A 13374-nucleotide genomic window follows, 5' to 3' on the forward strand; every position below is an offset into this window, starting at 1 on the left:
CTTACCACTCTGGATTCTGAGTCAACGCCTTGTTGAGGTTCAACTGTGCAGTCGGTAATGGGAACAAATAGTCCTTTCTATCGAAGCTACGGTTAGATGCTGGATCAATGACCGTAGCTCTAAGTAGTGAACCCGTACCGTTTTCTACTTCCTGCTCTCCATAGATGTATACCGAAGGGTCATAAAGACTAGCATCTGCCTCGTACAAGGTCCCTTCAACTATCGCTCCCAAGATTGGCGCATTCAACTCCTGTTCAGCGATTCCCCATCTTTTCAGATCGTTGTATCGGCTGTTTTCCAAAAACAACTCTACTGCACGCTCTCTCCTTATTTCCTCAAGCATATCGAGGTTATAATTAGATACCAAAGCATTAGTCAAGTCTGCCACGCCCGCTCTTTCACGAATCTTATTGATCGACTCATCCAGCTGTGCATCGGTAATCGTACCGTTCAACTCGAACAATGACTCTGCATAGATCAAATAAACCTCAGCTAATCTCAAAAGTGGAAAATTGAAAGATTCCTCATTTACATTTCTATACGTAGGGTAGTTCCATGATCTAAACTTCTGACCCAATATACCCGTAGGGTTACCCTCACTAGTAGGGGGTGACAGAGCAGGAGAACCTCCCTCTGGGACACCATAATAGTAGGCATTCATACGAAAATCTCTATTTTCGAACTCATCAGACACAGTGTAATATCCTTGAAACTCGGTTGACTTATCTACTGGCAAGCCATCCACACATAGGAACATATCCATGAATTTTCTACTTGGTGCAGTTCTACCGTCTACTACGTGACTTATATTGACTCCACCTCTTCTCAAGACAAAATCATAGATTCCTTGGATGATAAATTCATTATTGGTTGACTTGTCTAGTCCAGCAGGATTAGAATCACCATCTTCTAGGTTGAACAAATAGTAGCTACTCATGCTATCAAGCTCTGTATTATGATTCCATAATTCATAACCACCATTGTCCATCACATCTTTAGACAAAGCAATGGCTTCAGTCAACATATCACCTGTAGAAGGGTAGTTATCAGGCATTGCACTTCCAGCGCCAGTGTTTACACCATCACCATCAGTGGTGGTACCCACATACTTTTCCCAAGTTGCTTCATATAAAAGCACTTCTGCTTTGAATGCTTCCGCGCCCCATCTACTTATTTTACCCTTATCACCAGCATCTAACTGCTGTTCTGTAGGCAAGAGATCGATAGCCACATCCAAATCCGACAAGACTTGAGCGATTACTTCGTATCGGCTGTTTCTAGGACCAGAAAGCTCTGGAGAATCCAAATCCAATACAGAGGTCACGATCGGCACTCCACCAAATCGCTGTAGCAACAAAAAGTGATGCCATGCACGGAAGAAATACGCTGTACCTATCGGTTGCTCAATATCCTCCACATTACCGTCATATTCGTCTGCTTTTTTCAGGATCATGTTGACATCACGCAACCAGTAATACCAATTCGACCAATATTTATCTTGCTCCGTCACAATCAAACTACCTCTTCCCTCTGGCTGGACAAAGGCGATCAAGTCCGTACCAAAATCCATAAAATCCGCATAGCCTACCTGATAGTCATTACTCAACCCTGAGCCTTTGACCTTTTGCAAACCAATCAACTGTGTATACAGGCTATTTGCCGCTGCATCGAAGTGCTCAGGAGTCTCGAAATAAACCGACTCAGTCACACTATCCAAAGGATCCAGTTCCAAAAACTTATCCTGACATCCATATATGATGGTCAAAACCACCACCATTGATATTTTTATATAATTCTTCATGTTGTTTTCGCTTTTAAAGTTCCAAAACTAGAATGTGATATCTAGACCCAAAGAATAGGTTCGGGTGAACGGATATATATCGCTACCTGTCTCACCCATTTCCGGATCATAACCATCTTTGATAGAAGTAGCTTCCCACAAATCATTACCAGAGAAGTACACTCTTGCTTTTCTCAACCTGATTTTTTCCAACACAGACGATGGGAGAGTATATCCCACTACCAGGGTTTTCAACCTGATGTATCTGTTGTTTTGCAATGCAAAATCATTGTTCAACCAGTTGTACCCTGATCGAGTACCATTAGTAGTCAAACGTGGATAATCAGCTCCTGTATTGGTTTCTGTCCAAGTAAGTCCCTGATACGAGGTAGTACTCGTAGACCATATCGCTCTGAAAGGATATGACATGTGACCTGTTCTTTGGATGTTTTGGTTCAATACGCCTTGGAAATTAGCTGTAAAGTCAAACCCTTTCCATCTCATGTTGGCATTGATACCATAGTTGTAGTGAGGTGCTGCATCTCCCATGTATCTTACATCACCGCCTTCGTCCGAAATGGCAGAAATATACCCATTGCCATCCGCATCTACTTTGATAATGTCTCCTGGTCTGAGAGCTTGGGCTGCATTGCCTTGTACTGGCAGCTCTCCCTGACTAGTAGCCGTATACTCCGCATAATATGCGTCTACTGCTGCTTGATCAGCAAAAAGTCCATCGGTCTGGTACATGAAATAAGAATTGAGTGGATAACCTTCACGCTGAGCTACTTTGCCCGCATTGTATGAGTCTGATCCCTCTAGCTTAACAAGCTCATTGGTACTATTACCCATGTTAACAGACACGCCATAGCTGAATTCGCCGATTTGGTCTTTATAACCCAATACTGCTTCCCAACCTTTGGTCTCCAAGGTACCTATATTGGTCTTAGGTGCATTGCCCCCCAATATTGCTGACAAAACTGGTGTCGACAGCATCCCTTCGTTTTCTTTGATATAGTAATCAAATGAACCGTTCAGCTTATGATTGAGTAGGGTAAACTCAGTACCAAAGTTGGTCATTTTCACACGTTCCCAAGTTCTCACATTGGTAGTAATCCCGCTCACACGAGCAGTATTTTGTACAGCAGGAGTAGACCCAAAAGGTATCGAACCTGTACTGATGGTAGATACATAGTCATTATTATCAATACCTACTTGGTTACCCATTTCACCATAACTAGCTTTCAATTTCCAAAAACTCAAAACAGGATTATCTCTAAGGAATGCTTCCTCTGTCAATACCCATCCAGCAGATGCTCCTCCATAGTTAGCCCACTTATATCCTTCTGCAAATTTGGAAGAACCATCTCTTCTGCCGATGAATTCAACCAAGTACTTACCTTTGAATTCGTAGTTGAATCTACCCACATAAGAGTAGAGTCCCCAGTGTCCAGCTCCCCCTTCATTTTGCATGAGGTCTTGAGCTGCCACATCCAGGTCATACACTCCTTGATCTTCGAGACCTGTACGCTTGCCCATCAAGTCCCTATTTTCGCTGAGATCAGCAGTCACACCGATCATAGCCGATACGTAGTGATCTTCAGCGATTGTCTTCTCATAGTTCAAGAAACCACCATAGTTTTGGTAAGTAGCGTCATTATAAGTGTTTTTAATTGAAGAACTCGAATTGACCATTCCTATCTGATCTCCAGCCCACGTATAGAGAGGTACACTCAAATAAACTTCGTCTGTACGACCGATACGTCGGTTGACCGACCCCAACACTTTGAAATCTAACCCTTCGATGATGTTGACATTCAATCCCAAATTAACTTTCGTCAAATCTTCTTTGACGTCTTTGGTACCACCGTCGACTACTTGACCTACGGAGTTTCTGCCTCCTACATTAAAGTTGGCATACCACTGGCCATAAGGGTTCTTGGCAGGAAACACTGGAGGATCATTGTACACACCTCCTTGTATACCTCCAGATGGACTAGAGCTATTGGTCTGCTGATAAGTCATCCCTGACTGAAAAGTAATTCGATCAGAAAGCTTATGCTCAAAATTGAAACGAATATTGTATTGCTTTTGTCCGTCGTATGCGATTTTTAGAGGCGCTCTGTTGTCTGCAAAACCACCCGAAATTCTATACTTTGTTTTGTCATCTCCACCAGATACACTCAAATTGTGCTGCTGCGAAAAGCTATTGCCATAGAAATCATTGAATCTATCTGAACTTTCCAAATAGAGATCTCCCCAAGCTGTCCCTGGGTAGATTCTAGCTTCGCCATTGGCCATACCTTCCATGTTTTCCAATGTGGACCATCCCCAGTAGTCGTTCGTACCATCTTGCTCTACAGCATCGATGAACATTGAAGCATACTCCTCCATACCTGGAGTCGGAGGACGAATACCTATCGTGTTGAGTCGGAAGTTGTTGCTATAGTCTACTGTCATGCCACCAGACCCTTTCTTGGTAGTCACCAAGATTACACCGTTGGCTGCACGCGAACCGTAGATAGATGCAGAGGCATCTTTCAACAAACTCACAGACTCGATATCGTCAGGGTTCATGTTGTAGAATTCACGTAGTCCTACTACAGGTACTCCGTCAATAATACATAATGGATCACCACCGTTGATAGAAGTAGCTCCTCTGATCTGCATCGTGATGCCTTCATTACCTGGACGACTCGATCCTCGAGTCACCACTAGACCTGGAGTCTGTCCTTGTAGAGACAAAGCTGGGTTCGTAACAGCACGATCCTCAAAGGTAGCTGCAGTCACCTGCTCTACCGCCCCAGTCAAGGTAGCTTTGGTTTTCTCACCGTATCCAACGACAACCACTTCTTCTAGGCTTTGTGCATCTACCTCCATGTTGACACTGAACTGGGTACGACTACCCACAGTTATCGTCTGCGTACGGTAACCTATAAAAGAAATAGAAAGTTGAGAATCTTCTCCAACTAAGTTCATGTTGAATTCTCCATCCAAATCAGTAGTAGTACCATTATTTGTACCTACTTCCATGACGGTAGCACCAGGCAACCCCATACCCGTTTCATCCAGTACTTGCCCAGATATCTGGGCACCTTGTGCGAATACTGAGGCTACTGACAGGCATGTCAGTAGCAACATGATTGCACCCGCTTTTAGGCGCAATCCAATGCTTTTAGTAATAGTTTTTTTCATAATTTAGTTTCTTAATATGCTTATTATATCTACGATGTAGACATTCTAATTGTATTGATTAGTCCACCCGAAAAGGGTTTCTCTCACAACTCCTTATCTCTAAGAGTCTCAACTTTCTCTTTACTTCATACGCTCTGCTTTTTAGTAATCAATTCATTTCAAGTCGCAATCCTACAGATTGACAACTCAATTCTAGCTGATTAACTAATGACGCTATATAATTCATGATTCATAGCTTATAAAACATGATCCATCATGTGAAAAAGCAGCTATACGTGGTTTTTTCGCACATTATAATTCCAAATGTGAATGAAAAAAAATCAGAGAACGAAAATTTATAGCAGTATGGACACTAAGTTAAAACCACAGCAACAATACAATCACGCTGATGCGTCATCACTCTTGCTTGCAAATTCGTTGGGAGTCATCCCAAACAGCTCTCGAAAGGTTTTAGAAAAGTATGCGGTAGAATTGAAGCCTGACATAAAGGCGATTTCTTTGATAGAGCCCGTTCTCTTCTTCAAGAGCTCAGCAGCATGCTTCAATCGAATGGTACGAATAAAGTTGCTGGGGTTTTGACCTGTTAGTGAATTGACTTTTCGGTAGAAATGTGAACGACTCACACCCATTTCGGTCAGTACATCTTCTAAACCAAAGTCAGAATCACTTACATGCTCTAGAATTACTTTGGTTACATCATCCAAAAACTTCTCATCCAAAGAGTTGGTAGTCAATTCGCTTGACGCCATTATTCCTGTCTGGGACACAAATTTTTCTCTCAGACGCTTTTTGGACTCCAACAGGTTTTTGATCCGAGCACGTAGTACGTTGACATTGAAAGGTTTGGGCAAGTAAGCATCGGCTCCTATTTCATAGCCTTCTATCCTGTCCTCTTCCAAACTACGTGCAGTCAGGAGTATCACAGGAATGTGACAGGTATCGGTGTTGGTTTTGATATTGCGACACATTTCAAAACCATCCATCTCTGGCATCATCACGTCACTGATCACGATATCTGGATAAAATTTCTTGGCCTTTTCAAGGCCTTCCTGACCATTGGCAGCCTCCTTGATTTTAAACTGGTGCCTTAGTTCATTCTTCAGGTGTACCCGCAACTCTTTGTTGTCCTCTACAATCAGGATGGTTTGATACCCAGATGTATCTGCCGTTTCATCCGAATCCAATACATTCATATCCGAAATCGAAATTTCATATTCCAAAGACTTGATGCTATTCATGTCAAAATCCTTGATCGTACGCCTGACTTCTTGGTTCCCCTTGAGCGCGTCTTGAAGTTGCTTGCTTTCCAACGGTAGATTCACTGTAAAGCAACTCCCTTGTCCATAATCACTCTCTACGGTGATCACGCCATCATGTTGCTCAACGAGACTTTTGGTAAAATTGAGTCCTATCCCAGTACCAGAGTTGGTATTGTCGATGTGAAAAAAGCGATCGAAGACAGCACTAAGTTGCTCTTTCTTCAGGCCTATCCCTGAATCCTTTACTTTTATTTCTACGGATTCTCCCAGTTTGCGTGTCCCAAACAAAGTCCCCCCAACATCTTGTTTGTGATCGACTATCACTTCTACTTTTCCTCCCTTCGGAGTGAATTTGAGTGCATTCGACAGCAGGTTGGATAGCACTTTCTCTATCTTGTCCGGGTCGAACCAAATAAACATGCCATCAATAGTCGACGAAAACGTCATTTCAATCTCCTTTTCTCTAGCCAGATCTTCAAACAACTTCGTGATGTCCTTGATGAAAGGCACAATATCCCCTTTTATAGGGTCTAGAGGAGCCTTACCCAAATCCATTTTCCTAAAATCAAGCAGTTGATTGACCAAATTGAGCAGTTTACGTGCACTTCTTTGGATGACAAACGCAGAATTCTTGACGATCTCTGGATCATTGAATGAAGAAATGATCTTATCTACTGGGTTCAATATAAGCGTCAGAGGTGTTCTAAATTCATGAGACACGTTCATAAAGAACTGCAGCTTCATGTGATCCAACTCACGCTCACGCTCCTCATTCACCATCTTGGTGTAATATTTGAAAAGCATCCATGTAGCCAATGAGATCAAAAGAATATAGATCGTATAGGCCCACCAGGTTTTCCATGGCGGTGGAAGTACTTCGAGCCATAGAACGGTAGAAGCCGCGGTACTCCAGTCCCCATTCAAAGAGGCCTTCACCTCAAAACGATAACTCCCCGGCTGCAATCCAGAGTAATTCGCCATGCGGGTCGGTCCCGCCTGTACAAAGCTCTGATCTGCTCCATGTAATTTGTAAGCATATTTGACACGGTCGGGATTATGCATGTGCAAAGCGACAAAAGAAAGGGTGATGTACCCTTCGTTGTGCTTCAAGACTATTTCTTTGGACTGATCCAATGCGTGCTCTAAAATGACCCGTCCATTCAATTCCTCTCCAGCATGTATGGAGTGATTCAAGATTTTAAAATCTATCAATATGGGCAATACTTGTAGCGTATCCTGGGCAATGTTGCGAGGATCAAAAAGGTTGAATCCGTTGATTCCTCCTGCCAATATTCGACCGTCCTTGAGTCGGGCAATCGACTTACTTTGGTATTCCATCCCCTGCAATCCATCACTGACGTTGTAATTTTTGAAACTTTCTGTTTCAAAATCGAAACAACTCATTCCACTTTTGGTGATGAGCCAAAGCTGCTTTTGCTCATCCTCCTCCACTCCTATCACTAGATTGTTGGGGATTCCATCTTCGGTAGAGTAGGTCTTTTTCAAATTGAGAGCAGCACTCAATCTGTGCAGGCCCAAATCAGATCCTACCCAAATATCCCCCAAATGATCTTCTACGATATCATTGATCAATATGCCTGTAACATTGGGTTCATCGACTTTATTAAAAACCAACCCTTCGCTCAAATCGCCAGAGATATCAGCCCAACACATACCTCTAGACGTGCCTACCAAAAGTCTCTCATGTGAGTCTATGTATAATGAAAACACATAATCCCCTAAAATACTGGTCGAGTCATAGGGTGTGTGTTCAAATTGCACAAAGCTACCCGTCCGAGGGTCCAATACATTGAGACCTTCCTCTTGCGTCCCTGCCCATAATCGGTGCTTTTGATCTTCTACTGCACACCACACTGAATTTTGGGCAATGCTAGTAGAATCAGATTGGTCATGTTTGTAATGGACATAGCGCTTGGTCTCTGGATCAAACTTATTTAACCCCCCATCCAAAGTACATACCCAAATATCCCCATCATAGCATTTTTCCAAATACAGGACCTTATCAGAACTCAGTGAGTTGGGATTTTTGGGATCATGTCTAAACTGCTCAAACTCCCCTGACATTTCATCAAAATAATTGATACCTGCACCATCCGTACCTATCCACAATCGCCCCTTTAGGTCTTGCATGACAGCCTGTGCTATTCTAATATCAGAATCTTTACTCTTTTTGTAGAAGTTGTGCCCGAAAGCTCCTTTGGACAAATCCAACTTAACCATCCCTTCGTTGTATGTCGCAATCCAGAATATACCATCCTGATCTTGCAGCAACTTGGACGCTTGATTGTTGGGTATAGAGAAGGGATCACTAGAATCATGCTGCATATGATGCAACAGTTTCCCTTGAGTATCCACTACATAGACTCCATGGTCGGAGGTAGCAATCCAGACGTTGTGATCTTGCCCTTGATAGATGTCATATATCGCTATGCTTTCCTCTGCAATGACAGGGTTTTCAAAAACTTGATTTTGGTCCATCACAGCCAACTGCGACAGGTTATTGCCTACCCATACTTTGCCTCCCTTATCCACCATCAACGCCTTAGGCAAGTGATCTAAAGATTCTCCTCCATTGTTGGGGATGGTGATTCGTTGAAAATTGTCCTGATCAGGCCTGTATCTATGCAAATGGCTTCCACCGGTCACCAACCAAACATTACCTTGTTCGTCAATATCTATACGAGAGACATCATTGTCATCCAAGGAGGTCTTGTCCGAAGGATGGTTGAGATAGTGAGAAAAATGAAGTGCTTGTTCATCGCCTGAGTCAAAGCGATTCAATTCGGCCTTGCTCACTCCATTTTTAGTAGCCACCCAAATTTCATTGTTTAACGGGTTGTAATCAATGTCATTGATGACGTCACGCGTATTGATGTGAAAAAGACTTTTGTCATATAAGTGTATCCGTCGAAAAGCCCCCTTTTCGTGTCGATATATGTTCAACCCATTCTTGGTTCCTACCCACAGGTTACCATATTTATCTTCTTCGAGAGCATAAACTCTGTTGTTGCTAATGGATGTGGAGTCGCCAATGATCGGACGAAAAACCTCAAAACCATACCCGTCATAGCGGTTGAGCCCGTCGATCGTCCCAAACCACAAAAAACCACGGCTATCCTGAAACACTTCCAAACATGTACTACTCGACAATCCCTGCGGTGTAGAGTAATTCTCAAATTTGAGATTGGAAAATTGGGGTTGTGCCCATGCCAAACTACAACTCAACAGCAACCCTACGACCAAATGACACTTTCTATTTGCTTTCATAATCCCTCCAAATCAATGCTGCAAGCAAAGTAGTCTTTACCGATTGCGATTGTGTCCAATCTAATCTTTTTTCAATAATAATAAATCTCTCTGCTGCTAATGATGAAGTCATCCTGAAACACAGCATGACTTCATCTCACCTTAAAATTAGGAAAATCCTCGACTCGTTCACAACAAATTTGCTCCATTACTTGCAGCAACTGTGTTTTGAGCATTCCTATGATATGGTCTCCTCCTTGGCTACCCAGCGCAGCTACGCTATACATAAAGCTCCTGCCCATGAAAGTAAACTCCGCTCCACTGGCCAATGTCCTTGCTACGTCTGGACCTGATCGAAGACCACTATCCATCATGACCTTGATCTGACCTTTGTATTTCTCTGCGATACGAGTCATCGGCACGATACTCGACTGCCCTGCGTCCAACTGTCTACCTCCGTGATTGGAGACGATGATCCCATCCAATCCCAACTTGATAGCCTTCTCAGTATCTTCTTCGCTGGCAACTCCTTTCAATACGATCTTTCCTTTCCACTTGTCACGTATGGCTGCTATTTTATCCTCGTTTAGCCTACCCGAAAACGTTTGATCCATGAATTTACCGAGTTGCTTCATGTTTAGATTCTTGGGCATATAGGGACGAAGTGTCTCAAAATTTGGCTGACCGTTGATCAAAGTTCTCAATGCCCACTCTGGCCTCCCCATGATCTGTAGCATGTTGTTCACAGTCATACTTGGCGGCATGGCCAGCCCGTTGCGAATGTCTCTGGGACGAAAACCAAAAGTAGGTACATCGGACAGCAATACTAATACTGGACAACCGGCTGCATCTGCACGTTTGAGAATATCGTCTCTCACCTCATCCTTGGCTGGATGATAGAGCTGAAACCACGCCCGCCCCTCGGTCAGTTCGCTGGCCTTTTCGATACTCATGGTAGTGACAGTACTGAGAATAAACGGCACATTGTGCCGAAAAGCCGCCTTGGCTAAGATCTCAGGAGCCTTGGGCCACATCAAGCCCTGCAAGCCCACTGGAGCGATCCCAAACGGCGCATCGTAGGTATGCCCAAATAGTTCGGTAGACATATCCGAATGCGTGTGCTTGGTCAAGTACTGGGGGATCAATTCCACATCTCGAATCTCCTTGGTATTCCTCACCAAATTCACATCCTCGTTGCATCCTCCATCGAGGTATTCAAAAGCAAATCGAGGCACTTTTTTCTTCGCTCTTTTGATCAAATCGTCTATCGACGGGTAACTGGAGTTATATGCCCACTTGCTCATAGTTCAAATATTTTGTTCATTACTACCCATTTTTCTCCCTTAGCGGCAAAGGGCAATCGCTTTTGGTATTGATCCATCAGTTCTTCCCATTCTTGCACTTTTGGATTGTTCTGATCCAAGGCATTCTTCTTTTCGAACGAAAAATCATCCCTTGCCTCCACAGTCATGACCAGTCGATCTCCCACATGATAAATTTCCATCCGCTCGACACCGGAATCTATGATGCTTTTCTGCACCTCTGGCCACACAGCCTGATGATGCTCTTTGTAAGCCTGGATCAATGAAGGATCATCCTTCACATCTAAAGTGAGTATATATTTTTTCATTTAATAAAAGCTTATTGGTCTTTAGGTCAACGCTCGGTTTAGAAAACTAGGCTACTTCATAGGTACCTATTTGCAACACGTAATCAAATTTTCCCTTTCATCACACGCATGCCATAGCTGGCGATAAACAGGAAGCACAACAAGGGCAGTACGAAAGAAAAATTGACTTCTGGAACACCGAGAATCTCTATATCCGAATACCCTGCTCCTCCCAAATCCAATATCATCCCTTGTAGGGTAGGCATCAAGGCCCCTCCCACTATCGCCATCACCAAACCTGCTGCGCCAATCTTGGATTCGTCCTCACTCAAGCCTTCCAAGGCAATACCGTATATCGTCGGAAACATCAGAGACATACAAAACGAAACCATCACCAAACAATACAGCCCAATCATACCTTGGATAAAAATGGTCCCCAAGACAAATACAATAGCAAGAGCCGAAAGCAATGTGAGCAATTTGCCCGAATTGATATACCTCAACAGAAAGGTACAAATAAAACGTCCCGAGAAGAACAGCACGAAAGCCGCAAACTGATAACTGCCTGCCGTGACACCATCCACTCCGATCGATTCGGCATACTGGTAGATGTAGGTCCAACACATGATCTGTACACCTACATAAAAAGCCTGAGCCAACACACCCTGTGCGTAGTGTGCCCTTTGGACCAATGTCTTGATGATCTGCCAAGTACTCAGGCTATCTTCTTCATCTTTGCTCTCTGGCATTTTGCTAATGACAATCAGTACAAATACAGCTATCACCACCAAACCTAGCGCCACGTATGGATCACGTATGACCATCAAGTCAGACTGTCGGATCGTCGCTTTGGCACTCTCTGACAGCCCACCAAAGTTGACGTCATCGGACTGAAGTTTGGCTAGCACGAAATTTTGCGCCACTAACAATCCACCAATCAAGCCCACTGGATTGAAAGCCTGAGCCAGGTTCAACCGACGTGTGGCGGTCTCCTTGCTTCCCATAGATAGGATGTAGGGATTGGCGGTGGTTTCCAAAAAAGCCAGTCCAAAAGTCAATACATAGAGTCCCATCAAAAAGAAACCAAACTGCTGGGTAACGGCAGCCGGATAAAACAACAAGGCTCCCGACGCATACAACCCCAGACCGATCAATACGCCTGTTTTGTAGGAGTACTTGCGGATGAACATAGATGCAGGCAAAGCCATGGTAAAATAACCACCGTAAAAAGCCAACTGTACCAGCGAGGCTTGAAAATTATTCAATTCCAATACCTTTTTAAAGGCCGACACCATCGGGTCGGTCACCGCATTGGCAAAACCCCAAAGGGCAAATAGTGAGGTGATTAAAACGAAAGGTAACAATACCTTACGTGACACCACTTTTTCATTCGTCTTCATCATGCTTTTTTGCTTTATAAAAAAATGCTAATCTCTGCATTTTCAACTTTATCTTTTGACTCAGGTAACTGATCGGTCAAAATGTACATAACCACCATCTACAAACAGCCACTGACCCGTAGTATGAGCACTTCGCTCTGAGAGTAAAAATACCGTCATTGCAGCTATTTCTTCTGCTTCGGTCATCCTTTTTCCTAATGGTATGTTGCTTACAATGTTCTTCAATTTCTCCTCTCGGTTTTCGAATGTGTTTAACCAAGTCTCATAGAGTGGGGTCATTACCTCTGCAGGAATCACAGCGTTGACCCTCACATCGTAGGGAGCCAGTTCTACCGCCCACTCTCTAGTCAGTGCGAGTTGAGCACCTTTGCTGGCGGCATATCCAGATGTACCTCCTTGACCTGTTACAGCCGTTTTGGAACTTACATTCACTACCGACCCTTTGTGTTCTTTGAGCTGTGGCAGTGCGTAGTGCACCATATCATAATAGTGCATCAAATTGGTCATGACCGATTGACGAAACCGTGCCGGGTCACCCTCTTCTAAGCCAGCACCATCATTGACTCCTGCATTGTTGACCACACCATCGATGCGACCGAGTGTAGCGACGGTTTCCTCCACTACACGCTGGCAGACCTCTGCTTCGCCCAATTCTGCAATGATATTGAGGCATTGACCTCCCGCAGCTTTTATCTTCTTTTCTATCGCTTCGCCTGCAGCGACGGATCGCCCGACTACCACAGGTATAGCGCCTTCGGCTGCCAGCTCTAGCGTAATCGCCTCGCCGATCCCTTTGGCTCCACCCGTCACGATGAAAACTTTATTTTTTAGTTTTAAATCCATGTTTTTCTTGTATTGAGTACT

The 13374-nt window shown here is 43.8% G+C and carries 7 protein-coding genes; all 7 read right to left on the reverse strand.

What is annotated here, in order from left to right; all coding sequences use genetic code 11:
• Position 1 precedes the first annotated feature (1 nt).
• Entirely contained in the window at positions 2 to 1801 is a 1800-nt protein-coding gene (locus BUB99_RS05735; protein WP_073120269.1) for a RagB/SusD family nutrient uptake outer membrane protein, read from the reverse strand.
• A gap of 27 nt (positions 1802 to 1828) precedes the next feature.
• Complete coding sequence (locus BUB99_RS05740; protein ID WP_084190372.1) at positions 1829 to 4975, reverse strand: SusC/RagA family TonB-linked outer membrane protein; 3147 nt, start codon at positions 4973 to 4975, stop codon at positions 1829 to 1831.
• Between the two features lie 380 nt (positions 4976 to 5355).
• Entirely contained in the window at positions 5356 to 9522 is a 4167-nt protein-coding gene (locus BUB99_RS05745) for a hybrid sensor histidine kinase/response regulator transcription factor (protein ID WP_084190373.1), read from the reverse strand.
• 131 nt (positions 9523 to 9653) lie between these two features.
• Positions 9654 to 10805 carry an alpha-hydroxy acid oxidase gene (locus BUB99_RS05750; RefSeq protein ID WP_073120271.1) on the reverse strand — a complete coding sequence of 384 codons (1152 nt, stop codon included), beginning with the start codon at positions 10803 to 10805 and terminating at the stop codon, positions 9654 to 9656.
• A complete protein-coding gene (locus tag BUB99_RS05755; RefSeq protein WP_073120272.1) occupies positions 10802 to 11131 on the reverse strand; it encodes an L-rhamnose mutarotase in 330 nt (109 codons plus the stop codon). The genes BUB99_RS05750 and BUB99_RS05755 overlap by 4 nt, the downstream gene beginning before the upstream one ends.
• An 83-nt stretch (positions 11132 to 11214) precedes the next feature.
• Positions 11215 to 12513 carry an L-fucose:H+ symporter permease gene (fucP, locus tag BUB99_RS05760; protein WP_245816805.1) on the reverse strand — a complete coding sequence of 433 codons (1299 nt, stop codon included), beginning with the start codon at positions 12511 to 12513 and terminating at the stop codon, positions 11215 to 11217.
• Positions 12514 to 12570: 57 nt separating this feature from the next.
• Positions 12571 to 13353, reverse strand: a complete 783-nt coding sequence (locus BUB99_RS05765; RefSeq protein ID WP_073120276.1) for an L-fucose dehydrogenase — start codon at positions 13351 to 13353, stop codon at positions 12571 to 12573.
• Between the last annotated feature and the right edge of the window lie 21 nt (positions 13354 to 13374).

This window comes from Reichenbachiella agariperforans (assembly GCF_900142205.1).
Taxonomy (GTDB): Bacteria; Bacteroidota; Bacteroidia; order Cytophagales; family Cyclobacteriaceae; genus Reichenbachiella; species Reichenbachiella agariperforans.